A 21,743-nucleotide genomic window follows, 5' to 3' on the forward strand; every position below is an offset into this window, starting at 1 on the left:
AGGTATAGTAGGTACCTAGAAGATAGTGACTATGCCGGACCACCCGAACTCCGACCGAGGTGTGCCCCGATGATCAGTCCCTCCACCCGCACCGCCCCCTCCCCGGCCGCCGATCCCGTGCTGGCCTGCCCGATCAGCCCGGTCGTCGACCTGGTCTTCAGCCGCTGGACCACCCCGATCCTGTGGACGCTGCACGCCCACGGCCGGCAGCGTTTCGTGGAACTCCAGCGCCGGATCGGCTCGGTCACCCCGAAGGTCCTGACGCAGCGTCTGCGCCAGCTGGAGCGCGACGGCCTGGTGGTCCGTACGTACTTCCCCGAGGTGCCGCCCCGCGTCGAGTACGAGATCAGCGAGCTCGGCAGCAGCCTGGCGCCGCTGTTCGCCTCGCTCGCCGACTGGTCCCAGGGCCACATGCCCGAGGTGGACCGGGCGCGTTCGCGGTACGACGCGGCCAACTGACGCCGGGGACCACGGGCCGGCGGGCCCGTGGTCCCCGGCGCGCCGCGCCTAACGCAGCACCACGTCGGCGCTCTTGTCCCCCGCGGTGAAGGTGTACGTGCCCCGCTCGACGCGCGGTGCGCCCGAGCCGTCGATGTCGCCGGGCGTCACCGCGAGCGCGCTCTTGGCGAAGTCCAGCCGAACCGTCCTGTGCTCGCCCGCCCGGAGGTGCACCTTCGTGAAGGCCACCAGCTTGCGCGCGGGCGCCAGCACGTCGCTGACCGGCCGCGACGCGTAGACCGGGACCACCAGGTCGCCGTCCCGGCCACCGGTGTTGGAGACCGTCACCTTGACGCCCTTGGAGTCCGCGGTGAGGGCGTCGAAGCTGTACGTCGTGTACGACAGGCCCGCGCCGAAGGCGTAGAGCGGGTCGTACGAGGACTCCGGGCCGCCGTTGGTGCCCGGCAGCTGCTGGTAGTACATCGGCTCGTCGCCGATGTTCTTCGGCCAGGACACCGGCATCCGGCCGCTCGGGTTCACCTTGCCGAAGAGCACGTCGGCGACGGCGTGGCCGCCCTCGGTGCCCGGCAGCCAGGACATCAGCAGGCCCTGGGTGCCCTCGGCGTCGCCCAGCACCAGCGGGCGCCCGGCCACGACGACGGTGACCACGGGCTTGCCGCTCGCCTTCAGGGACTTCACCAGTGCCTGCTGATCGGCCGTCAGCTCCGGGCGGGGGCTGTCCGCCGCGCCCTCGGCGCCGGCCTTCTCGCCGACGACGACGACCGTCAGGTCCGCGTTCTTCGCCTGGGTCACGGCGTCGTCGGCGGTCTTGGCCTGCACCACCTCGGTGCCGGCGGGCGCGGCCTCGCGGATGCCCTCCAGGATGGTCGTGCCGGGGAGGGTCACGCCGTCGGGTACGCCCTGCCAGCCGATGGTCCAGCCGCCCGCCTGGTCGTTGATGTCGTCCGCGTAGGAGCCCGCGACGACGATCCGCTTGGCGGAGGGGCTCACCGGCAGCACGCCGCCCTCGTTGCGCAGCAGCACCTGGGACTCCGCGGCCGCGGTGCGCGCCAGACCGGTGTCGGCGCCGTTCACCGCGGCGTCGGCCTTGGCGGCGTCGACGTACGGGTGCTCGAAGAGGCCGAGTTCGAACTTCATCTTCAGGATGCGGCTGACGGCCTCGTCGATCCGCCGCTGCGAGACCAGGTGCCGGTTCACGGCGGTCTTCAGGCCCTCGCTCCACTCCTTGGCGAAGTACGGCTCCATCGCCATGTCGAGGCCCGCGTTGACGGCCAGCGCGATCGCCTCGGGGTAGTCGGCGGCGATCTTGTAGCGGGTCTGCAGCGCCCGGACGTCCTCCCAGTCGCTGACGGTCACGCCCTTGAAGCCCCACTGCTGCCGCAGCACCTTGGTGAGCAGGTACGTCGACGCCGTGGCCGGAACCCCGTTGACGGCACCGGAGTTGACCATGACGGACTTGGCGCCCGACTGCACGGCCTGCTTGTACGAGGGGAAGAGGGTGTCCTGCAGATAGCGGATCGAGACGTCGGCGGGCACGCGGTCGTGGCCGTTGGCCGGCTCGGAGTAGCCGCCGAAGTGCTTGACGGTGGCGGCCACCCGCTTGGCGCCCTTGGCGTGCTGGGCGCCGTCGACCGCGGCGGCGGCCAAGGTGCCGGCGAGCAGGGGGTCCTCGCCGTACGTCTCGTAGTAGCGGCCCCACCGCTGGTCGCGGGCGAGGTCGGCGACGGGGGCGAAGTTCCAGTCGATGCCGGTGGCGGCGACGGCGCGGGCCGTGGCGGCGGCGGAGTCGTGCACGGTACCCGGGTCCCAGGTGGCGCCGAGGCCGATCTGGTGCGGGAAGATCGTGGCGCCGAGCACGTTGTTGTGCCCGTGCACCCCGTCCACGCCGTACACGATGGGAATGTGCAGGCGTGAGTTGGTGATGGCGTACTTCTGCACGGTGTTGACCATCGTGGCCCAGTCCTGCGGCGTGTTCTTGGCGGGGGCCATGCCGCCGCCGGAGATCACCGAGCCGACCGGGTAGTCGGCGAGGACGGTCTTCATGCAGCTCTCGTTGAGCGCGCCACCGCTCCATTCGCAGTCGCCCTGGATCCGGGCGACCGCGATCTGGTCCATCTGGCCGATCTTCTCGTCCAGCGTCATGCGCTTGAGAAGGTCCTTCACGCGCAGGTCCACCGGTGCGCCGGCCCGCGTGTAGAGGGGGCCGTCGGCCTGGGCCGGCACCGACGCGACGGCGGCGGCGCAGGCGGCGGCCGTGGCGAGGACCACGAGGTTTCTCAGGCGTGAGCGAGTGAGGCGTGTGCGCGGTTCGTTCGCTGGCATCGCAGGCATCCCGTTCCTGTCCGGCCCCGAAGGGGGCGCTGGCCGTAAACGTTTCCGGCTGCTGTCGCCCCAAGAGCCTGACGCTGACATGACATATCGTCAAGACTGTGAGCGTGATGCGAACCCCCGGAGACCAGACCGGAGACCAGACCGGAGACCAGACCCCCGTCCCCCCGCCCCAGGGCGCCACCGCCGTCACCCTGCGCGAACTGGCCCGCCGCAGCGGAGTGTCCACCGCGACGGTCTCGCGCGCGCTCAACAACCGCGCCGACGTCAGCGAGGCCACCCGTGAGCGCATCCGCCGGCTCGCCGGTGAACTCGGCTACGCCCCCAACGAACCGGCCCGCACCCTGGTCCGTCGCCGCTCCGACACCATAGGCCTTCTGTGGGACACCTGGCACGAGTCCCGGGGACTTCACCACCCCTTCCTCCAGGGCCTGCTGAGCTCGGTGCGCACGGCCCTGTCCGAGGCCGGCTACCACCTGATGCTGCTGACGACGGCCGGCCCCGGCGACCCGGACTGGGTGTACGTCCAGGCCGTGCGCCGGCACAGCCTGGAAGGCGTCATCGTCATGGGCCGCCCGGCCGACGACCGCGCCCTGCGCGTGCTCGCCGCCTCCGGCACCCCCTGCGCGGGACTCGACGTCACCCTCCACGGCCCGCGCACGGCCAGCGTCGCATCCGACAACGCCGCGGGCGCCGAGACGGCGGTGGCCCATCTGCACGCGCTCGGCCACCGCAGGATCGCCACCGTCACCGGCCCGCCCGAACTCCCCCCCGCCGTGGAGCGGTTGGCGGGCTTCCGCGCCGCGTGCGCCCGATTCGGGCTGCCCGCGCCGGAGGAGTACGTGGTCACCGGCGACTTCTTCCTCGAGAGCGGCCGCCGGGCCGTGCACCGGCTGCTCGCGCTGCCCGAGCCCCCGACCGCCCTGTTCGCTGCGGGCGACCTCATGGCCATCGGCGCCCTGCGGGCGGCCGCCGAGACCGGCCGGTCCGTGCCGCGCGACCTGGCCGTGGTCGGATTCGACGACATCGACGCCGCGACCCTGGTCAGCCCCGCCCTCACCACCGTCGCGCAGGACCGCCGCGGCCTCGGCGCCGCCGCCGTCGCCGCCCTGCGCGACCTGCTCGGCCCGGGTCCGGCCGAGCGCCCTGCCCCCTCGGTGGTGCCGACCCGGCTGGTGGTCCGCGGCACCTGCGGGGCCGCGACGGCCTGACCGGACGTCACCTTGCGGCGGGGTTGCGGCATTCACGCGATGTGTCCGGGTACGTATTCGGATATGAGCATGACCCGCCCCGCCGCCCGCGCCCTGGCCGCGACCCTCGCCGTCATCGCCGTGACCGCCCTCGCCGCGTGCGACCCGGCGGACGACGGCACCAGCGACCGGCCGTCCGGCGGCCGCACCACAGCCCCCGCAACGGCCCCTGCCACCGTCGCCGGCCTCCCCGACCTGCACGGCATGGGCCTCCAGGCCGCCCAGGACCGGGCCCAGTCGCTCGGCTTCCACCGGCTGGACTCGCACGACTCCCTGGGCCGGGGACGCGAGCAGATCTGGGACCGCGACTGGAAGGTCTGCTTCCAGAGCCCCGCCCCGGGCCGCCGCCCCACCGCTACCACGGTCGACCTCGGGACGGTCAAGCTCGCCGAGGCCTGTCCCGCGAACGACGCGGCCGCACCCCCGACGGCCGGCGCCACCATGCCCGACCTCACGGGGGCATCCCTGAAGGTCGCGCGTCAAGCCCTGCCGTCCGCGACGAGCATCACCGCGGAGGACGCCACCGACCAGGACCGCTTCATCCTCCTGGAGAGCAACTGGCGGGTGTGCTCCCAGAGCCCCGCCCCCGGCGCCGCACTGCACGGCCAGCCCGTCTCCTTCAAGGCCGTGAAGTTCGGCGAGCACTGCCCCTGACCAAGGCGACCGCGCCCTGAGGCGGTCGGCATCGTCACACCCCCCTCCATCATCACCCCCTTGACAGGTTACGGATCTTCATGCGAAGGTCGTCACTCTTCCAGCAGGTGATGAACGAGGAGAGGCTTCACGAGGCATGGCTGAACGACGCGATCGCGCGGCCGACGGCACGCCGGTGGCGCGCCGGACGATGCTCGGCATGCTCGGCCTGGGAGCCGCCGGCCTCGCCGCCGCCCCCTGGCTGCAGCGCGGATGGGAGAACGTGCTCGGCGCCGCCTCCCAGGTCGACCCCACCGGGATCACCGGAGTGCTGCCCAATCCCGGCGGCTTTCGCTACTACAGCGTGGTGGGGTCCGTGCCGCGCAAGGACGCGACGAACTACCGGCTGCGCGTCAACGGTCTGGTGGACCACCCGGGGACGTACACGCTCGACGAACTGCGCGCCCTGCCGCAGACCCGGATCGTCCGCGACGTGCAGTGCACGGACGGCTGGCGGGTGGCCGACACCCCGTTCACCGGCGTGCGGCTCTCGGACCTCCTCGACGCGGCGGGCGTACGGCAGGACGGCACCGCGGTCCACTTCACCTGCTTCGACGGCGTCTACACCGAGAGCCTCACCCTCGAGCAGGCGCGCCGCTCCGACGTCATGGTGGCGCTGACCATGCAGGACAAGCCGATCAGCCATGAGCACGGCGGGCCCGTCCGGCTCTACGTGGCCCCGATGTACTTCTACAAATCGGCCAAGTGGCTGTCCGGGATCACCGTGACCGACCGGGTCGTACCCGGCTACTGGGAGGAGTACGGCTATGCCGTCGACGGCTGGCTCGACGGAGCCGACACGCACGGCGACGCCGCCGCGGCCTGAACGCCCCGGCCTGGTCGCCCGGTTCACCCGCGCCGAGCGCCTGGTCCACCGGGCCACCGGCTGGCTGATGCTGCTCTGCGTGGCCACCGCGGCCTGCCTGTACCTGGCCCCGCTGGCCCAGCTGGTGGGCCGCCGCCACCTGCTCGTCACGGTCCACGAGTGGTCGGGGATCCTGCTGCCGCTGCCCTTCCTGCTCGGCCTGGCCTCGCCCGCGTTCCGCGCCGACCTGCGCAGGCTGAACCGCTTCGCCCGGTACGACAAGCAGTGGCTGCGCGCGGTCCGGAAGCGCCTGACCTCGCCGGACGCCCGGCCGGCCGGCAAGTTCAACGCGGGCCAGAAGATCTACGCGGGCTGGATCGCCGGGGCCGTACTGATCATGATGGCCACCGGTCTCCTGATGTGGTTCACGGGCGTGCTCCCGTCGATCTCCCGCACCAGCGCGATCTTCGTCCACGACATCCTGGCCTGGGCCGTCGCCGCCGTGCTGTTCGGCCACATCCGGATGGCGTTCCGCGACCCGCAGGCCCGGCTCGGGATGCGCACGGGGTACGTCGAGCGGAAGTGGGCACGCCGGCTCCACCCGCGGTGGCTGGACGACGAGCCGCGGGCCCGACAGGACCCCGGCGGGACCGGCCGGCAGCACTGATCCGGCCCGGCCGCACGCGTCAGGAAGCGGTGTCCGTGCCACGGCCCGCGGCAAGGAGGTCGAGGGAGACCTGCCACAGCCGGCGTGCCCGCCGGCGGTCCAGCGCGTGACCGGCCACCCCGCGGCGGACCCCCGGCTCATGGGGACCGGCCTCGTTGCAGTCCTCGAAGTACCGGCCGGTGACACCCTCCACGAGCGGGGACGCGGCGAGCAGCACCGACGTGGCGGCGCCCTGCTCGACGTCCTTCACCGACACCCCGTCGCTGCGCCCCGGCTCGAAGGACGCCGGCGCGTTGGTGGGCACGCCGATGTGCCGGACGAGACGGGTGCCGGCGATCCGGCCCGGGTTGAGGGCGTTCACATGGATGCCGTCGGCGGCCCACCGCTCGGCGGCCTCGACCGCGAACAGGACGTTGGCCGTCTTGGACTGGCTGTAGGCGGCCCAGGGGTCGTACGGGTGGTGCGCGAAGTCGATGTCGTCGAAGAGCACGTCGCCGTTGACGTGACCGACCGAACTCACCACGACCACCCGGGAGCCACCGGCGGCGGCGAGCGCCGCGTGCAGGCCGGTGACCAGCGCGAAGTGACCGAGGTGGTTGGTGGCGAACTGGAGCTCCCACCCCTCGGGGGTGCGCGTCCCGGGAGAGGCCATGACGCCCGCGTTGGCCACCAGGATGTGCAGCGGGCCCTCCCACGCGGCCACGAAGGCCGCGACCGACGCCTGGTCCGACAGATCCAGGGGCGCGGTCAGCACCCGCTCGTTGCCCGTGGCGGCGGTGATGTCTGCGGCCGTCCGCGCCCCGGCGGCGGTGTCGCGCACGGCGAGCGTGACCTCTGCTCCCGCGGCGGCCAGGGCGCGAGCCGTCTCCACCCCGATGCCGGAGGAACCACCGGTGACGACCGCGCGGCGCCCGGTCAGGTCGACCCCCGCGACCACCTCCGCCGCGGTGCTCTCCGCGCCGAACGGGGTGGTGATACGTGCCTGGTCGTCCATGCTGTCCGCCTTCCTGAGCGTCCCGCCGGTGCGGGGCGAATGGGTGCCTGCCTTCGGACAAACACCTCTATCCGCAGGTCAGGCAGGCGAAAGGGGTCCCCCTGAACCGGGGCCCAGCAGTACCCCTCCGAGCCCGGACGCACGACGGGCCCGGGGGCGACGAACCCCTGATGCCCACAGCGCGACCATTCATCGTGCGGGTACTCCCGCGGCGTCGAGGAGCCGGTGCATGTCCTCGGCCGGCAGGCCGGGATTGCCGGCGGCGGAGCTCGTCATGTCGGGGTCGGCCAGCAGTTCGCGCAGTCGCGGCAGGGGGAGGCGCGGGTCACGAGCTGCCTCCCATCGGCACTCCGGGTCCCGGGTGAAGGCTTCCAGGGACTCCGCTGTCAGACCGGGATCGCGAAGGGCGAGACGACGCTGCCGGTGATCCTCGGCGGTCGCGAACCGGGCCGCGAGGCCCGCTGCCGGGAACAGCGGATTGTTGACCAGCATCTCGACGGCGCGGTGGGTCTGCTCGAGGTACAGGTCCAGCAGCAGCTCCGGTGGCGCCTCCGGGTGGAACTCGCACAGGAGCAGCCGCACGGCGAAGTCGTCGTCCTGCGCGAGCAGTTCGACGAGCTCGGGCGCCAGTTCCGGGCATACCGCCGCGCTGCGGCGCAGCCAGGTGTGGGCGGAGGTCGCGCACTGCCGCAGAACATCCGGGTTGTCGCGGGCGGCCCACACCCAGCCGAGGGTTCCCAGCCGGGCCTCGGGATCCACCGTGTAGTCGATGGCGGCACGTTCCCGCTCGGTCAGCTCCCGCCGGGCGGACACGAGGAGCCGTACATACGGGTCGGGGTGGGTGGCGAGTTGCCGCACGAGGTCCGGCGGCAGGGAAGGGTTCGGGGCGACCGACGCGGGTCTCTCGGCGACCATGCGCTCGGCGAGTTCGCGGCTGAGCAGTCCGAAGCCCAGGGCCTCACCCGCCCAGGGGTCCGCGAGTTCCTCGGCCGGCCACGTGGTGCGTTCCGCGTCCCGGTGGCAGACCCGCAGGGCCGCGGCATGGCGCACCTGCGGGTCGGGGTCGTCGAGCAACGCGTCCTGGGTCGCTCCGGGAAGGATGTCCCATGCGCGGCAGGCGGCTTGCCGGAGGCGGCCGTCGGTGTGGTCCGCCAGTCGTGCCAGCAGGTGGGCCGGCACGGGGGACGAGGTGACGGTCTCATGGCGGACGCGCGGTTCCGGGTGGGCCAGCAGCCGCTCGTACACCCAGTCGGGCAGCGGCTCCGCGCGGCCTCGGTAGAGGACGGGGCCCATGGCGAGGCTCATGACGACCTTCCAGGACGGATCGTCGAGGAGCCGGGCGCGCTGAGCAGGGTCCGCCCGGGCGCTTCCGGCGAATTCCATCCGCAGGGACGGATCGGGGTCGGCCAGGATCGCGTCGACCACCGCTTCCGGGAGGTCGCGCCGCTCGGCGACGTTCCTCCTGACGCGCCGGCGGTCGCAGGCGAGGAGTCGCAGCAGGACGCTGCCCGGTGCGGACGGGTTCCAGGACAGTGCCGCCAGCACGGCCTCGTGGGCGTCGGACATTCCGCCTCCGGTGAACGATCAAGAGACCTCTACCCGCGAGGGCTCGGTGCAGGCTACGCGATCCCCGGCGAACCACCGCCGGTGATCCCGGACTTCCCGCGTCCGGACATCGGGCGAGGCGGGCCGGAGGACCATGGCGACGCCCGCCGTCGCGACGCGCACCGCACCCCTGGGTTGCGGGAGGAAACTCAGGCGTACACTGACAAGGCAAACGTGCCGCGACCCCCGCGCACGGGCGGAGTCGACGCAGGAGGTACCAGTGCCGTCCGGAAGGCAGGTGTCGGGCCCCACGGAGGACGAGCCGACCTGCTCCATCGAGCGCAGCCTGCAGATCCTCGGGGAACGCTGGTCACTCCTGGTGCTGCGCGACATCTTCGCCGGCCGGCACCGGTTCGCCGAGATCCAGTCGTCGCTCGGCGTCGCGCCCAATCTGCTCAGCGCCCGGCTCAAGCTCCTCGTCGACTCCGGGGTGCTGTGCACCCGCACCTACCAGGAGCCGGGCAGCAGGCCCCGGCAGAGCTACCACCTCACGGAGGCGGGGCAGGACCTGCAACTGGTCCTGGCCGCGCTCCAGCAGTGGGGCGACCACCACCGCCCCCGCCCTTCGGGTCCCTCCGCGAACCGGCGGACGCTGTCCACCAGCCGACCCGTCCGCGTCGGCTTCCTCGACGAGAACGGCCACGAGGTGCCCGGCGCCGATGTGACCATGCTCAGCGACAAGAGCGCCGGGGTCTGACGCAGGCCCTTCCCACGCCGGCCGCACGCCCTCCGGGGCGAGCCCGGGCCGGGCAGCCCTGAGCTGCCCACCACCACGGCGTGACGATGCGCACACCCCTGATCGCCGCCGCCCGCGGGTTGCCGCGAGGCCGCTCACTGGCTCTGACCTGCGCAGCTGCTGGCGCTCTACCACTCCATCCACCACTTCGGCGGCATCACGGTCACCCCCGGCTTCACCGACCCGTCCAAGCTCGTCGACGGCAACCCCTACGGCACCTCGCACGTGGACGGCCAGGGCAACAACCCCATCGACGACATCACCCGCACCGCCGCCCGCATCCAGGCCGAGCGCGTCGTGCGGCTCGCCGAGCGGATCAAGGCGGCCTGACACCCCGCGCGACGTCGCACCGCACACCGCGCACCGCACGAAGAGGATCCCGGCCGGCACCACCCCCCGAAGGCGGCGCCGGCCGACCGGCGACCGGGCTCCGGCTCTCTAACTTGCATAACTAAAGTTAGATGCCTAGCCTGGTCGAGCGGGCGTGTTCGCGCCCGTGATCGGACCCGTCGGGGCCTCCCCAAGGGATTCGATGCCACCGGGGCCGCACCGGGTGGCGTGGCGGCGGCCGCGAACCGCCGGCCGCTCCCCGCACGGCCCGTCCGCGCTCCCCCGGGCGTGTGCTCGTCGCAAAGGAAGCCCAATGAACATCGAAGGTTCGGTCGCCCTGGTGACCGGGGCCAATCGCGGCATCGGCCGCGCGTTCGCCCGCGCGCTGCTCGACCGCGGCGCGGCCAGGGTCTACGCCGGTGTCCGCGATCCGGAGAGCGTCGTCGATCCGGACTTCGTCCCCCTGCGCCTGGACGTCACCGACCCCGAGCAGGTCGCGGCGGCCGCCGCCGTCGCCGGCGACGTGAGCATCCTGGTCAACAACGCGGGGATCGGCGGCGCGACCGCCAGCCTCCTCGAAGGCCCCCTCGACGGCCCGCGCCAGGCGATGGAGGTCAACTACTTCGGCACGTGGAGCGTCTCCCGGGCGTTCGCCCCGATCCTGGCCCGCAACGGAGGAGGCGCCGTGGTGAACATGCTGTCGCTGGCCTCGTGGGTGGGGCAGGCGGCGTTCCCGGGCTACGCGGCCTCGAAGGCGGCGCAGTGGTCGCTGACGGACGCACTGCGGCAGGGGCTGGCGGCACAGGGGACCCTGGTCGTCGGCGTGCACTCGGGTTTCGTCGACACCGACCTCAGCGCCTGGACGGACGCACCGAAGATCAGCGCCGCCTCCGTGGCCGAGATGACCATGGACGCCCTGGCCGCGGACCTGTCCGAGGTCCTCGCCGACGAGCAGACCCGGCTCGTGAAGGCCACCCTGTCGCAACCGGTGGGCACCGCCGGCGTCAACTGACGCGGCACGGCCGTCCGCGACGGCCGGGGCATCGGGCCCGCCTCGCTGAACGTCCGTGCAGGGAGCCGGAGTTGTTCAGCGCAACAGCGGGAGCGGCCCCGGCCGTCGCGCCACGCAGCGGAAGGCGCCTGCCGAACAGTGCTGTACGGCCGCGGGCCGCACGGGCACGACGCGGACGGCGCGGGCCCGGCGGCTCAGTGACCGGCGCTCTGACCACCGTCGACATGGAGGATGACGCCGGTCACGAACGGGGCGTTCTCCAGGTAGACCACCGCGTCGACGATGTCGTCCACCTCGCCCAGCCGGCCCACCGGCTGCAGTCCGGCGAGGGCCGCGTGGTGCTCCTCGGAGTGCATCGGGGTCCTGATCGTGCCGAGGGAGACGGCGTTGCTGCGGATGCCGCGCGTGGCGAACTCGATGGCCAGCGCCTTGGTGGCGGACTGCAGGCCGCCCTTGGTCAGTGCGGCGAGCACGGAGGGCACGTTCGAGTTCGCCTGGTCGGCCAGGGTGCTCGTGATCTGGACGACGTGGCCGCCGCCCTGCTCCAGCATGCGCTCCACGGCGAGCTGGGTGATCCGGAAGAAGCCGTCCACGTTGACGCCGAGCACCGCGTCGTAGTCGTCCTCGGTGTACTCGGTGAAGGACTTGGCGACGAATATCCCCGCGTTGTTGACCAGGGTGTCGATGCGGCCGAACCGCTCCATGGCGGCGGTGACGACGCGGTCGGCGGTGTCGCGGACCGCTATGTCGCCCTTGACGGTGAGGATCTCCGGGTCGTGCGACACGGCGATGTTCCGCGAGGTCGCGACGACGGCATACCCGAGCTTGCGGTAGCCGGCGACGAGACCCGCGCCGATCCCCTGCGAGGCGCCGGTGATGACCGCGACCCTCTGGCCCTGGTTGCTCATGATGACCTCTTCCACGGTGGGAGACATGGACGAACCGGCACAGACCGACCGGTCGTCTATGACCGTAGACGACCGGTCGCCAACCGTCAAAGCACGCTGCTCAGCGTGCGACGTCGGGGTTCACGTCGTGCGGGAACCCGATGCGCAGCACGACGGCCGCGACGGCGGCCGCCAGCACCACCACGGCCGCCAGGAGCAGCGCCCGGTGATAGCCGTGGTGCAGCATTGGGGCGGCGGCCAGCGGTCCGAGGATCTGGCCGACCGAATACCCGGCGGTGAGCAACGCCACAGCGCGGGGGAACCGCAGATGCGTCCCGGTCGCCAGCGCGAGCGAGCTGACACCGAGGAAGGTCGCCCCGAAGAGCAGTGCCGAGACGAGCACCGCCGCCACACCGCCGACCAGCGCGGGCAGCGCGATCCCGACGGCCTGGACGACCAGCGCGCCCGACAGAAGGCCCGGGCGCGACCAGCGCCGCCCCAGCCCCGCCCAGAGTGCGGACGACGGGACGGCCGCCAGGCCCACCAGGACCCAGGCACCGCTGCCGAGCCGGCCGGGGGAACCCTGGTCCACGGCCGCCACCAGGAAGGTGCCGGCGATGATGTAGCCGACGCCCTCCAGGGTGTACGACACGAAAAGGGCGCCGAACCAGCGGTGCCCGCGCCCTCCCGCCGCCTGCCGTCGCGTCCCGGGGACGTCCTCGGACGCGGCCGCCGCGGAGCCGGTCCCGGTGACTCCCGGTTCCGATTCCGATTCCGGCTCCGGCTCCGGCTCCGGCTCCGGCTCCGGCTCCGGCTCCGGCTCCGGCTCCGGCCGCATCGTCCACGCCGGTACCGAAAGCGCCGCCGCCAGTGCGGCGGACACCCACCACGCGGCCCGCCAGTCATCGAGGTCACCGAGCCCGCGCAGGGCGAGGACGAGCAGTCCGGAGAGCGCGATACCGGCACCGACGCCGCCGAAGGCCCAGCCGGACAGGTGTGCGGGGTGCTTGCGCAGGTGGCCGTGGAGGGAGTTGACGGCGATGACGAAGACCAGCGCGCTGGCGATGCCCGCCACCAGTCGCAGCACCAGCCACGCCCCGGTGGAGTCCGTCACCGGCATCAGCGCGAGGGTCAGCACGAGGACCGTCAGGCATCCCCGCAGCACGGCGGTGGAACGCAGCAGCCGCGGCAGGCCGATGCCCGCGAGGGCGCCCACGAGGTAGCCGACGTAGTTCGCGGTGGCCACATGCGCGCCCGCGGCAGCGGTCAGGCCCGCCTGGGTCTGCATCAGGGGAAGGATCGGGGTGTAGACGAAGCGGCCGACCCCCATGGCGGCGGCCAACGCGGCTGCCGCGCCGAGCACATGGGCCCAGGGTGAGCGCAACGCCTCGCCATGTGCCGCGACCGGGCGGCGGACGGACTCGTGCATGACAGATGTCCTCGGGTGGTACTGCTCGGGGGCAGGCCACCAGCGCTCCCCGCGCCGGCCGTGAAGGGACGGACATGGCCGGCGCGGGAAACGGCGGCGTGGAGCGGTGGGTGGGGGGACGGAGCGCGCGGTCAGCCCGTCGCGGCGTTCCGGCCGGGGTCGTTGGGGTGCGCCTGGAGCGCGGTGATCACCGGCGTCATCCAGGGCGCGAGCGGCAGCGTGCCGAGGACGTTCTCGCGGAGGTCGGTCTCGTCGTCCGCGCACCACAGCCCGATGCTGCGCAGTTCGCCCACCGGGCGCCACAGTCTGACCAGGTGGCCGGTCGCGGCCAACTCCGCGGCGCGTACGGCCTCGGCCGCGCGCCGCCGGTCCACCTCGGCCGGGTCGGTTCCCTCGGGAACGGTGGTGGTGAGCTCGACCAGGAACTCCTTCATGGTCCTGCCTCTCGTGAGTGGGGGTGACAAGGGTCGCGTGGAGCCCTCAGTGATCGGTGTCGACGCGCGACACGTGGTACTGACGGATGCGCCACTCACCGCCCTCGCGCTGCAGGACGAGGGACAGGTGCACCGCGGCCTCCCATCCCGACGGGTCCCGGAACGTGACGTCGGCGAACCCGCCGGCCGTCGACTCACCGATCCCGTAGGTGTGGACCTGCCCCACGTGGGCCCTGCGGTAGTCGGGCACGGCCGCGTAGTAGTCGCGGACGGCCTCGCGCCCGGCGAGGACCTCGGGCCCGAATCCCTGGAAGAGGACGTCGGACGTGTACAGGTCGGCCATCACGTCGAGTTGATGGGTGTCGAAGGCGGTCTTCCAACGGCTCAGCATGTCGTGCATGGGGTGGGTCTCGGTGTCGGCGGTCACGGTGCGGGTCTCCTCGGGGACGGCGGAACGGTGGCCGCGCCCTCCCGGGCGGGCGTGGACGCGGTCTGGAACGCGATCGGACTTCGGCTTGCCGGACCGGACGCCGCACCTCGCGCGGGCGGCCGCGCCGGAAGCTGTCGGGCTGGTGCGGGCAAGCTGATAGCCGACCGGTCTAGTAAACGGTAGTCGAGCGGTCGTATACTGGCAAACATGGGACGGACCAGTGATGCCAGAGAGAAAATCCTCACAGCGGCGCAATCGCTCATCGAGCTGCGGGGCTATTCCGCCCTGGGCGTGGCCGAGATCTGCAAGACGGCCGGGGTGCCCAAGGGCAGTTTCTACTACTTCTTCGAGTCCAAAGAGGCGCTCGCCCTCGCCGTGATCGACGAGCACTGGGCGATCCAGCGCGGCGACTGGACCCGCGTCCTGACCGGCGACGCGCCTCCGCTGGAGCGGCTGCGGCAGCTCTTCGAGGAGACGGAAGCGGAGCTGCGGGCCGGGCAGCAGAGCTGCGGAACGGTCTCGGGCTGCATGTTCGGGAACCTCACCCTGGAGATGAGCAACCAGACCGAGGCGATCCGCGGGCGCCTGCAGGAGATCTTCGACGCCCAGGTCACCATGGTCGAGGCGGTCGTCACCGAGGCCCGCGGACGCGGCGAGGTCGGCGTCACCGACGCCCACGAGGCGGCCCGCTCCGTGGTCGCGCAGCTCGAGGGCCAGGTGCTCTTCGCCAAGCTGTACAACAACACGTCCTCGCTCGGCGTGCTGTGGGCCAACTGCCTCGCCCTTCTCGGCGCCCACTCACCGCAGGTGCCCGCCACGGCCTGACGACAGCAGCCGCGCGAGGATCCGACACCCTGCCGACCCCGGCCCCACGCCGTCCCCGCAGGAGGAAACGAATATGCCCCACTCCCCCCTGACCGCCCTGGGTGCGAGCATCCCGGTCCTCGCCGCACCCATGGCGGGCGGTCCCACCACGCCCGCGCTGGTCGTCGCGGCGGCCCGCGCCGGCGGTCTCGGCTTCCTCCCCGGCGGGTACCGCACCGCGGAGGCTCTGGCCGGGCAGATCGCCGAGGTCCGTTCGACGGGCGTGGGCTTCGGGGTCAACCTCTTCGCGCCGAATCCCGTCCCGGTCGACCAGGAGGCCTACGACCGCTACGCCCGGGCGGTCGCCCCCGACGCCCGGGCCCACGGCATCGACGTCCTGGCGGCCGGGGCCGTCGAGGACGACGACCAGTGGACGCAGAAGATCGAGCTGTTGCTGTCCGACCCCGTGCCGGTGGTCAGCTTCACGTTCGGCGTGCCCGACGCACCGGTGATCGCCGCGCTGCGCGCCGCCGGAACCCTGGTCGTCCAGACCGTCACCTCGCCTGCGGAGGCCCGCCTGGCCGCCGAGGCCGGCGCGGACGTACTGGCCGTGCAGGCGTCCGCCGCGGGCGGTCACTCCGGCACCCTCACCCCGTGGCGCGTCCCGGACGCCGTCCCCCTGCCCGACCTGGTCGGGCAGGTGCGGCGCGCCGTGTCCCTGCCGATCGTCGCGGCGGGCGGCGCGGCGACCCCGGAGGCCGTCGCGGAGGCGCTGCGGGCCGGCGCCGAGGCGGTCATGGTCGGCACCGCTCTGCTGCTGGCCGACGAGGCCGGCACCTCGCGCCCCCACAGGGCCGCGCTCACCGACCCGGCACGGCAAGGGACCGTGGTGACCCGGGCGTTCACGGGCCGTCCCGCCCGCGCGCTGCGCAACGGGTTCACCGAACGGCACAGCGAGGCGGCCCCTCTGGGCTATCCCGCGCTGCACCACCTGACGAGCCCGATGCGCAAGGCCGCGGCCGCGGCGGGCGACCCCGAGTTGATCAACCTGTGGGCCGGCACCGGCTACCGCCAGGCCACCGCCGAGCCGGCCGGGCAGATCCTGCGCAGGCTCGCCTCGGCGCTCTGAGCGACAGGTCGGAGCCCGAGCGCGGTTTTTGATGTTCCGTCGACAAGGCTCCCCACGCGCATCGTCGAACGGAATTCCCGACCTCCCGAGCACGGTCCGCAGATCCTCGCTGCGTCACCATCTTGACCGGTGACTCTTGCGGGTGCAAGGGTTATGGCGAGGCAGGGCGGCAGCGGGAGCGCGGCATTCCGCTGTCGCCGGCACGCGGACGTGAAGGAAGGTTCCACATGATCGACAGGCGCACTTTCGGCAAGGTCTTCGGCACCGGAGCGGCGGCGGTCTCGCTGACCGGCGTGCCGGGACTCCCCGCGGCGGCGGCCTCCGCCGCGACGCCCGGACGGCCGGAAGCCGCGACCCGTACCGAGCGGGGCGCCCGCACGTCCTTCGGCCCGCTGAAGCAGATCGACGCCGGCGTCCTGAACATCGGCTACGCCGAGGCCGGTCCGGCCGACGGCCCCGCGGTCGTCCTCCTGCACGGCTGGCCGTACGACATCCACAGCTACGTCGACGTCGCGCCGCTGCTCGCGGCGCAGGGCTACCGCGTGATCGTGCCGCACTTGCGCGGCCACGGCACGACCCGCTTCCTGTCCGGGCGCACGTTCCGGAACGCCGAACAGGCCGCCATAGCCCAGGACATCATCGCCCTCATGGACGCGCTGAGGATCGAGAAGGCGATCCTCGCCGGTTACGACTGGGGGTCGCGCACCGCCGACATCATCGCGGCGCTCCGGCCCGACCGCTGCAAGGCCCTGGTCTCCGTCACCGGCTATCTGATCACCAACCGCGAGGCCAACAAGACCCCGCTGCCCCCGAAGGCGGAGTGGGCGTGGTGGTACCAGTACTACTTCGCCACCGAGCGCGGCCGGCTCGGCCTCGAGCAGAACCGGCACGACCTGGCACGGCAGATCTGGCAGTTCAACTCCCCGACCTGGGACTTCGACGACGCCACGTTCGAGCGCACCGCGACGTCCTTCGAGAACCCCGACTACGTCGCCATCGTGATCCACAACTACCGCTGGCGTCTGAGCCTGGCACGGGGCGAGAGCCGGTACGAGCTCATCGAGCGGCGCCTCGCCGCGGGCCCCGTCATCACGGTGCCCACGATCACCCTCGACGGGGAGACGGACCCCTTCACCCCGGCCGGCGACGGCGCCTCCTACCGGGGCAAGTTCGCGGGGCCGTACGCCCACCGCACACTGAAGGGAATCGGCCACAACGTGCCGCAGGAGGCCCCGGAGGCCTTCGCCCAGGCCGTCGTCGACGTCGACGGCTTCTGACGGAGTGACGAAGGCGGCCCGGGACATCGCGTCCCGGGCCGCCTTCGCGTTGCGTCAGTCCTCGTCGGCGAGGATCAGATAGAGCTTCTTCCGGGCCTCGTTGACCACGGCCAGCGCCTTGTCGCGCTGCTCGGGCGTACCGGTCGCCCAGACCTGCCGGAAGGCGTCGACCAGGCCGCCGCCCGCCTTGCGGATCTCGTTCATGGCATCCCAGTCGATGCCGCGCCCGGCTTCCTCCCAGGGGGCGTCCGGTCCTTCAGCGGCCTCGGCACGGCCGGCCTCGGTAAGGGTGAAGAGCTTCTTGCCGCCCTCCGACTCACTGCTGATCAGGCCCTCGTCCTCCAGCAACTGCAGCGTCGGGTACACCGAGCCGGGGCTCGGCTTCCACGCGCCGCCGCTGCGCTCGGCGATCTCCCGGATCATCTCGTAGCCGTGCATCGGCCGGTCCGCGAGCAGGGCGAGGATCGACGCGCGGACATCCCCGCGCCGCGCCCTCCCCCGCGGCCCACCCCGTCCGCCCCGCCCCCCGTGCCACGGCCCGGGGCCCCAAGGCCCCGGCCCGCCAAAAGGCGGACCGAACGGGCCGAACGCGGCCCGCCGCCCCTCACCGTCGTGGTCGCCACGGCCGTGATGGCCGGGCCCAAAGTGTCCATGTCCATGGGAACGCATGGTTACGCTCCTTCCATCGTTGAACGGTCGCGATGCCTCAACGATATATCGGGACCTGTCGCCTGACAAGGCCCATGGAAAGGTGTGCCAGCCGTTCTTGTCCCGTCTCACTCAATCGAGTCGTTTCTCAAGGAACCGAGTCGTTCGGGCTTCTGTGTCAGCGAACCTGGTCGCGCGGCGGAGGGCGCTGGGGGTCCTGGATGGCTGGGGTCTGAGAGGTGGGGCAGGTCAGGTTCGGTCGCGCGGCCTGGAGGGCCGGCGTGGAACGCGGACCTCGTCCCCGCCACCGCCCAGCAGGCGGCGACCAGGCACAGCGCGGGGGCGAATGCCCGGTGAACCACGAAGTACGCACGGCATTTCCCGAGCGACTTCCGGCGAGGCTCCGGCGCCCGCGAGCGCCGCACGCCGCACCTGTTGCGACGACGGGGCGCGGCCCCGCGAGTGCGGCACCCGGGTACGGCATAAGCTCGGCAGATGGCGAAGTACTTCGACGTGCACCCCGAGAACCCCCAGCCGCGCAGCATCGCCCAGGTCGCCGACGCGGTGCGGTCGGGAGCGCTCATCGCATACCCCACCGACTCCTGTTACGCGCTGGGCTGCCGGCTGGGCAGCAGGGACGGCATGGACCGGATCCGTTCGATCCGCCACCTCGACGACCGGCACCACTTCACGCTGATGTGCCGGGACTTCGCGCAGCTGGGCCAGTTCGTGCAGGTGGACAACGACGTGTTCCGGGCCGTGAAGGCGTCCACGCCCGGCAGCTACACCTTCATCCTCCCGGCTACCCGTGAGGTGCCGCGCAAGCTGCTGCACCCGAAGAAGAAGACCGTGGGTGTGCGCATCCCGGACCATGTGGTCACCCAGGCACTGCTGGCCGAACTGGGCGAGCCGCTGCTGTCCAGCACACTGCTGCTGCCGGACGAGGAGGAGCCGATGACCCAGGGCTGGGAGATCAAGGATCGGCTCGATCACGCGGTGGACGCCGTGGTCGACTCCGGGGACTGCGGCACCGAGCCGACGACGGTGGTCGACTTCTCCGGCGGCGTGGCAGAGATCGTACGGCGGGGCGCGGGAGACACCTCACGGTTCGAGTGAGGCCGCGAGGCCGGTCACGAAGGTGTGGATCTTGCGTGGCAGCATGGGACGTACATGCAGCGTCGAGGGCACCAGCCTCCCGCCGCTGATTCCTCAGGAGGCTTCTCAGCATGACCGCCGTACGGGGGACAGCCGTCGACATCACGACCGAGGACGGCACCGCCGACTCGTACCCCGCCCACCCCGCGGACGGCAAGCCGCGTCCGGGCGTGCTCTTCCAGCCGCGCCACGAGATGGGGCAGGCTCAGGACTTGCGGTCCGTCTCAACGAACTGAGTCCCCGCGTCTCATCCAACCCAGTCCATCCAGGTCAGCGGCACACGGACGACCAACTTCGTTGAGACAAGACAGCGGGGGCGGCCGGGGACCTGTTGCCGGGACCCTGCGCGACCTGCCTCCGGATGTCCTGAAAGGGGTCAGCCGCGGCCCGCGGTCCATCCGAAACGGCAGTCGCTGGCTCAGCGCGAGCGGGCCCAGACCGCTGAGCTGACTGCGGGCCGGGCTTCCGGTGTCGTTCAGCGGCATCAGTCAACGGCCTGCGCTACCAACACGGGGGGCCGGTCGGGCTGGTGGACGGCCGTCCAGCCAAGCGGATGCAGGTCTTCGGCCAGGTCGACCCCGCCGTGGTGGAAGCCATGCGACAGGCAATCGCCGACACCGCCGACGCATCGTCGAGGACCATGGGCTCCACCACGCGGCGGGCCGAATAGATCCTGTTGGGCGAAGTCATCCGCAGGATCGGTCGGAAGTGTCCCGCTCACTGGCGTCATCCGCGGAGGGCAGGAGACGACGGCGCGCCGCCTCCAGGCGCTCGAAGTAATCCGCTGCGAAGATCCCGGGGAGAGTCTTGCCGGCGTTCCTGCGAGCTTGCGGATCGGAGCCGACGCCGCTTCATCATCCACGAGAGGGCTGAGGGCCGTCATCCGCATCCGCATCCGCCATGCCGCCCAGGTACTGGAAACCCCATGGCTCTCGACCGTCGAATCAGCCAAGGTTCAGGAGTGAGCACTGAAGAGAGTCCCGTCGAACACGAGGACCGGTGGATCCTGAGCCTTCGCGGCCTGAGCGTCGCCAAGATCGGCGTGGATTACCGGCTCGTGCTGGATCTCGACTCGGACTGGGAAGTCGCATTCGAGTCACCCGTCGACCTGTCGCATCGGACAGCCCAGGCCACCCCGTCCGTGCTCCTGACACCAGAATCGCAGGACGTCGCAGCAGCCCTCACTCTCTTCGGAGCCCACGTCTTGTCGGCGGTCGCGTTCAAGTCCGGCACCCTGCGCCTCGTTTTTGACACCGGCCACCGCCTGACCTGCCCATCGGATCCGTCCTTCGAAGCGTGGCAGATCACAGGGCGGACAGGATGGCGCTTCGTGTCGCTGCCTGGGAGCGGACTCGCAGTCCGGCCCGGCCCAGGAAGGAGCGAATCCGTCTCTGAGGATCTGGTCCCGATCTCCTGACCTGGTCCGCCACCTCTCCCGGGCGGCCGGGTCCACCCGCTCACTCTCAGCGCCGGCACCGAGGCCGTGACCAGTCGGCGGCGGCTGACCATCCAGGCGTGGGATCCGTACAAAGCGGCGCCGAACCAGATCATTCACGATGGGAAACGATCATGTCCGTCACAGCCGATCTGTTCTCTGTGGGGGCGGCAAGCGATCCCCTCTGTCACGGCTTACGAGCGGCTCGGCATCACTCCATCGACTCCAGAATGCGGTCGAGCGTCCGGCGCCCCATTCTGCTCATCGTCGGATTGCTCTCGACGTAGTACCAGACGACACCCATCGCCTGTTCGAACGCCCATGCCTTGCCGCGCTCCCACTCCAGATCGTCACAGACCAGTGTCCGCCGGAGCACTTCCCGCGGACCCGGCTGCAGCAGGTGCCAGGCACTGACCAGATCCAGCGCGGGGTCGGCCGGGCCGAAGCCGCCGGTGTCGAGTACGCCGCTGAGCCGGTCCCCCGCGACCAGTACATTGCCGGGAATCAAGTCACCATGGCTCATCACGTCGGCACCCGTGCGTGGCAACTCCCGCAGGTGGCTCCACACCTGGCGCAACCGGGGTACGTCGAGCATCCCCTTGCTCTCCTCGAAGCACTTCGCCATCCAATCGTCGTGGTGCGCGAGAACGCCGCCACGACTTTCGCCGCTGAAGAGCCGTCCCCGCGTCTCGGCGTCCCGGAGGGCTGCGATGAAGGCCGCAAGGTCCTCGGCAAAAGCGTCCGACCCACTCGGGTCGGCATCCGAGGCGACCGTTCCCGGCAGCCATGTCTGGACCGACCACGGCATGGGGTAACCCGCTCCGGGCTTTCCCAAGGCGACGGGTTCCGGGACGGGGAACCGAGACACCCGTGCCAGCTCCGCGCTCGCCTGGGCTTCCTGTTCCAGAACCGCGAGCGCCTCGGCGGCATCGGCCAGACGCAGCGGGAATCGCGCGGAGAGGTCGTTCCCGATGCGGAAGATGGCGTTGACCGTCCCGGTCGACGCCTGGAGTTGGATCGCCTCGCCGCTCCACTGGGGAAACTGTTCCTGGATCAAGGCCGCAACGATTTCGGTGGTCACGTCCACTTGGTCGTCGTGCATGGTCACTCTCGCGGGCCCTTCCACTGATCCAGGACGCCGGAGGCAGACCAGGTCGACTGAGACGACAGTCAGTATTCATGGGCCAGGGCCCAGATCAACGGAGATTTTCGGCCGCCGAGGTGTCTCGGCCCTTC

Annotated in this window: 22 protein-coding genes and 1 pseudogene; 14 read left to right on the forward strand and 9 right to left on the reverse strand. The window is 71.7% G+C overall.

Annotated elements, in window-relative coordinates; genetic code table 11:
* Positions 1 to 69: 69 nt before the first annotated feature.
* Positions 70 to 459 carry a winged helix-turn-helix transcriptional regulator gene (locus ACFYXS_RS14855; RefSeq protein ID WP_389247836.1) on the forward strand — a complete coding sequence of 130 codons (390 nt, stop codon included), beginning with the start codon at positions 70 to 72 and terminating at the stop codon, positions 457 to 459.
* Between the two features lie 48 nt (positions 460 to 507).
* Here ACFYXS_RS14855 and ACFYXS_RS14860 read toward each other — a convergent pair whose 3' ends face one another.
* Positions 508 to 2,727: a glycoside hydrolase family 3 N-terminal domain-containing protein gene (locus ACFYXS_RS14860; protein ID WP_389247838.1), complete on the reverse strand. Its 2,220-nt coding sequence runs from the start codon at positions 2,725 to 2,727 to the stop codon at positions 508 to 510.
* 170 nt (positions 2,728 to 2,897) lie between these two features.
* Here ACFYXS_RS14860 and ACFYXS_RS14865 point away from each other — a divergent pair, with 170 nt between their 5' ends.
* From ACFYXS_RS14865 to ACFYXS_RS14880, 4 genes are all read left to right on the forward strand, one after another.
* Complete coding sequence (locus tag ACFYXS_RS14865; RefSeq protein ID WP_389247986.1) at positions 2,898 to 3,998, forward strand: LacI family DNA-binding transcriptional regulator; 1,101 nt, start codon at positions 2,898 to 2,900, stop codon at positions 3,996 to 3,998.
* Between the two features lie 69 nt (positions 3,999 to 4,067).
* Positions 4,068 to 4,691 (forward strand): hypothetical protein, encoded by a 624-nt coding sequence (locus ACFYXS_RS14870; protein ID WP_389247840.1) that lies wholly within the window; start codon positions 4,068 to 4,070, stop codon positions 4,689 to 4,691.
* 136 nt (positions 4,692 to 4,827) lie between these two features.
* Complete coding sequence (locus tag ACFYXS_RS14875) at positions 4,828 to 5,556, forward strand: molybdopterin-dependent oxidoreductase (RefSeq protein ID WP_389247842.1); 729 nt, start codon at positions 4,828 to 4,830, stop codon at positions 5,554 to 5,556.
* Positions 5,498 to 6,202, forward strand: a complete 705-nt coding sequence (locus tag ACFYXS_RS14880) for a cytochrome b/b6 domain-containing protein (protein ID WP_389247844.1) — start codon at positions 5,498 to 5,500, stop codon at positions 6,200 to 6,202. The genes ACFYXS_RS14875 and ACFYXS_RS14880 overlap by 59 nt, the downstream gene beginning before the upstream one ends.
* 19 nt (positions 6,203 to 6,221) lie before the next feature.
* Here the strand turns inward: ACFYXS_RS14880 and ACFYXS_RS14885 are convergent, their stop codons facing one another.
* Positions 6,222 to 7,196: an SDR family NAD(P)-dependent oxidoreductase gene (locus ACFYXS_RS14885; protein ID WP_389247846.1), complete on the reverse strand. Its 975-nt coding sequence runs from the start codon at positions 7,194 to 7,196 to the stop codon at positions 6,222 to 6,224.
* 189 nt (positions 7,197 to 7,385) lie between these two features.
* Entirely contained in the window at positions 7,386 to 8,762 is a 1,377-nt protein-coding gene (locus ACFYXS_RS14890; RefSeq protein ID WP_389247848.1) for a hypothetical protein, read from the reverse strand.
* 277 nt (positions 8,763 to 9,039) lie between these two features.
* Between ACFYXS_RS14890 and ACFYXS_RS14895 the strand changes: the two genes are divergently transcribed.
* The 3 genes and pseudogenes from ACFYXS_RS14895 (at position 9,040) to ACFYXS_RS14905 (ending at position 10,879) form a co-directional block, all read left to right on the forward strand.
* On the forward strand, positions 9,040 to 9,498 hold the full coding sequence (locus tag ACFYXS_RS14895) for a winged helix-turn-helix transcriptional regulator (protein ID WP_389247850.1): 459 nt from the start codon (positions 9,040 to 9,042) through the stop codon (positions 9,496 to 9,498).
* 156 nt (positions 9,499 to 9,654) lie between these two features.
* A pseudogene (locus ACFYXS_RS14900) lies at positions 9,655 to 9,867 on the forward strand (NAD(P)H dehydrogenase); the annotation flags it as partial.
* Between the two features lie 313 nt (positions 9,868 to 10,180).
* Positions 10,181 to 10,879 (forward strand): SDR family oxidoreductase, encoded by a 699-nt coding sequence (locus ACFYXS_RS14905; protein ID WP_389247852.1) that lies wholly within the window; start codon positions 10,181 to 10,183, stop codon positions 10,877 to 10,879.
* Between the two features lie 194 nt (positions 10,880 to 11,073).
* Here the strand turns inward: ACFYXS_RS14905 and ACFYXS_RS14910 are convergent, their stop codons facing one another.
* The 4 genes from ACFYXS_RS14910 to ACFYXS_RS14925 all read right to left on the reverse strand — a co-directional run bounded on the left by ACFYXS_RS14910 (position 11,074) and on the right by ACFYXS_RS14925 (position 14,056).
* Positions 11,074 to 11,787 carry an SDR family NAD(P)-dependent oxidoreductase gene (locus ACFYXS_RS14910; protein WP_389247989.1) on the reverse strand — a complete coding sequence of 238 codons (714 nt, stop codon included), beginning with the start codon at positions 11,785 to 11,787 and terminating at the stop codon, positions 11,074 to 11,076.
* Positions 11,788 to 11,887: 100 nt separating this feature from the next.
* Positions 11,888 to 13,195, reverse strand: coding sequence for a YbfB/YjiJ family MFS transporter (locus ACFYXS_RS14915; protein WP_389247854.1), 1,308 nt, complete (start codon positions 13,193 to 13,195; stop codon positions 11,888 to 11,890).
* A gap of 131 nt (positions 13,196 to 13,326) precedes the next feature.
* Positions 13,327 to 13,629 (reverse strand): muconolactone Delta-isomerase family protein, encoded by a 303-nt coding sequence (locus ACFYXS_RS14920; RefSeq protein ID WP_389247856.1) that lies wholly within the window; start codon positions 13,627 to 13,629, stop codon positions 13,327 to 13,329.
* Positions 13,630 to 13,675: 46 nt separating this feature from the next.
* Positions 13,676 to 14,056 carry a YybH family protein gene (locus ACFYXS_RS14925; protein ID WP_389247858.1) on the reverse strand — a complete coding sequence of 127 codons (381 nt, stop codon included), beginning with the start codon at positions 14,054 to 14,056 and terminating at the stop codon, positions 13,676 to 13,678.
* A 210-nt stretch (positions 14,057 to 14,266) separates the two neighbouring features.
* Between ACFYXS_RS14925 and ACFYXS_RS14930 the strand changes: the two genes are divergently transcribed.
* From ACFYXS_RS14930 to ACFYXS_RS14940, 3 genes are all read left to right on the forward strand, one after another.
* On the forward strand, positions 14,267 to 14,884 hold the full coding sequence (locus ACFYXS_RS14930; protein ID WP_389247860.1) for a TetR/AcrR family transcriptional regulator: 618 nt from the start codon (positions 14,267 to 14,269) through the stop codon (positions 14,882 to 14,884).
* A 73-nt stretch (positions 14,885 to 14,957) separates the two neighbouring features.
* Positions 14,958 to 15,992, forward strand: coding sequence for a nitronate monooxygenase (locus tag ACFYXS_RS14935; RefSeq protein WP_389247862.1), 1,035 nt, complete (start codon positions 14,958 to 14,960; stop codon positions 15,990 to 15,992).
* A 227-nt stretch (positions 15,993 to 16,219) separates the two neighbouring features.
* Positions 16,220 to 17,269, forward strand: a complete 1,050-nt coding sequence (locus ACFYXS_RS14940; protein WP_389247864.1) for an alpha/beta fold hydrolase — start codon at positions 16,220 to 16,222, stop codon at positions 17,267 to 17,269.
* 54 nt (positions 17,270 to 17,323) lie between these two features.
* On the opposite strand, the gene ACFYXS_RS14945 is transcribed toward ACFYXS_RS14940, so the two are convergent.
* Entirely contained in the window at positions 17,324 to 17,938 is a 615-nt protein-coding gene (locus tag ACFYXS_RS14945) for a PadR family transcriptional regulator (protein ID WP_389247866.1), read from the reverse strand.
* 474 nt (positions 17,939 to 18,412) lie between these two features.
* On the opposite strand from ACFYXS_RS14945, the gene ACFYXS_RS14950 reads away from it, so the two are divergent.
* From ACFYXS_RS14950 to ACFYXS_RS14960, 3 genes are all read left to right on the forward strand, one after another.
* Positions 18,413 to 19,033 carry an L-threonylcarbamoyladenylate synthase gene (locus ACFYXS_RS14950; protein ID WP_389247868.1) on the forward strand — a complete coding sequence of 207 codons (621 nt, stop codon included), beginning with the start codon at positions 18,413 to 18,415 and terminating at the stop codon, positions 19,031 to 19,033.
* Between the two features lie 110 nt (positions 19,034 to 19,143).
* A complete protein-coding gene (locus ACFYXS_RS14955) occupies positions 19,144 to 19,308 on the forward strand; it encodes a hypothetical protein (protein WP_389247870.1) in 165 nt (54 codons plus the stop codon).
* A 725-nt stretch (positions 19,309 to 20,033) separates the two neighbouring features.
* Positions 20,034 to 20,489 carry a DUF6188 family protein gene (locus ACFYXS_RS14960; protein WP_389247872.1) on the forward strand — a complete coding sequence of 152 codons (456 nt, stop codon included), beginning with the start codon at positions 20,034 to 20,036 and terminating at the stop codon, positions 20,487 to 20,489.
* Positions 20,490 to 20,718: 229 nt separating this feature from the next.
* Here ACFYXS_RS14960 and ACFYXS_RS14965 read toward each other — a convergent pair whose 3' ends face one another.
* Positions 20,719 to 21,609, reverse strand: a complete 891-nt coding sequence (locus ACFYXS_RS14965) for an aminoglycoside phosphotransferase family protein (RefSeq protein ID WP_389247991.1) — start codon at positions 21,607 to 21,609, stop codon at positions 20,719 to 20,721.
* Positions 21,610 to 21,743 lie beyond the last annotated feature (134 nt).

The organism is Streptomyces sp. NPDC002574 (assembly GCF_042889545.1).
In the GTDB taxonomy this organism is placed as follows: Bacteria; Actinomycetota; Actinomycetes; order Streptomycetales; family Streptomycetaceae; genus Actinacidiphila.

What these genes read in the sequence shown, in the direction of transcription:
- ACFYXS_RS14915 (WP_389247854.1), bottom strand. Translation starts at nt 13,195, where the DNA reads ATGCACGAGTCCGTCCGCCGCCCGGTCGCGGCACATGGCGAGGCGTTG.
- ACFYXS_RS14880 (WP_389247844.1), top strand. Translation starts at nt 5,498, where the DNA reads ATGCCGTCGACGGCTGGCTCGACGGAGCCGACACGCACGGCGACGCCG.
- ACFYXS_RS14905 (WP_389247852.1), top strand. Translation starts at nt 10,181, where the DNA reads ATGAACATCGAAGGTTCGGTCGCCCTGGTGACCGGGGCCAATCGCGGC.
- ACFYXS_RS14885 (WP_389247846.1), bottom strand. Translation starts at nt 7,196, where the DNA reads ATGGACGACCAGGCACGTATCACCACCCCGTTCGGCGCGGAGAGCACC.
- ACFYXS_RS14920 (WP_389247856.1), bottom strand. Translation starts at nt 13,629, where the DNA reads ATGAAGGAGTTCCTGGTCGAGCTCACCACCACCGTTCCCGAGGGAACC.
- ACFYXS_RS14870 (WP_389247840.1), top strand. Translation starts at nt 4,068, where the DNA reads ATGACCCGCCCCGCCGCCCGCGCCCTGGCCGCGACCCTCGCCGTCATC.
- ACFYXS_RS14955 (WP_389247870.1), top strand. Translation starts at nt 19,144, where the DNA reads ATGACCGCCGTACGGGGGACAGCCGTCGACATCACGACCGAGGACGGC.
- ACFYXS_RS14965 (WP_389247991.1), bottom strand. Translation starts at nt 21,609, where the DNA reads ATGCACGACGACCAAGTGGACGTGACCACCGAAATCGTTGCGGCCTTG.
- ACFYXS_RS14950 (WP_389247868.1), top strand. Translation starts at nt 18,413, where the DNA reads ATGGCGAAGTACTTCGACGTGCACCCCGAGAACCCCCAGCCGCGCAGC.
- ACFYXS_RS14890 (WP_389247848.1), bottom strand. Translation starts at nt 8,762, where the DNA reads ATGTCCGACGCCCACGAGGCCGTGCTGGCGGCACTGTCCTGGAACCCG.
- ACFYXS_RS14910 (WP_389247989.1), bottom strand. Translation starts at nt 11,787, where the DNA reads ATGAGCAACCAGGGCCAGAGGGTCGCGGTCATCACCGGCGCCTCGCAG.
- ACFYXS_RS14865 (WP_389247986.1), top strand. Translation starts at nt 2,898, where the DNA reads ATGCGAACCCCCGGAGACCAGACCGGAGACCAGACCGGAGACCAGACC.
- ACFYXS_RS14930 (WP_389247860.1), top strand. Translation starts at nt 14,267, where the DNA reads ATGGGACGGACCAGTGATGCCAGAGAGAAAATCCTCACAGCGGCGCAA.
- ACFYXS_RS14855 (WP_389247836.1), top strand. Translation starts at nt 70, where the DNA reads ATGATCAGTCCCTCCACCCGCACCGCCCCCTCCCCGGCCGCCGATCCC.
- ACFYXS_RS14945 (WP_389247866.1), bottom strand. Translation starts at nt 17,938, where the DNA reads ATGCGTTCCCATGGACATGGACACTTTGGGCCCGGCCATCACGGCCGT.
- ACFYXS_RS14935 (WP_389247862.1), top strand. Translation starts at nt 14,958, where the DNA reads ATGCCCCACTCCCCCCTGACCGCCCTGGGTGCGAGCATCCCGGTCCTC.
- ACFYXS_RS14940 (WP_389247864.1), top strand. Translation starts at nt 16,220, where the DNA reads ATGATCGACAGGCGCACTTTCGGCAAGGTCTTCGGCACCGGAGCGGCG.
- ACFYXS_RS14875 (WP_389247842.1), top strand. Translation starts at nt 4,828, where the DNA reads ATGGCTGAACGACGCGATCGCGCGGCCGACGGCACGCCGGTGGCGCGC.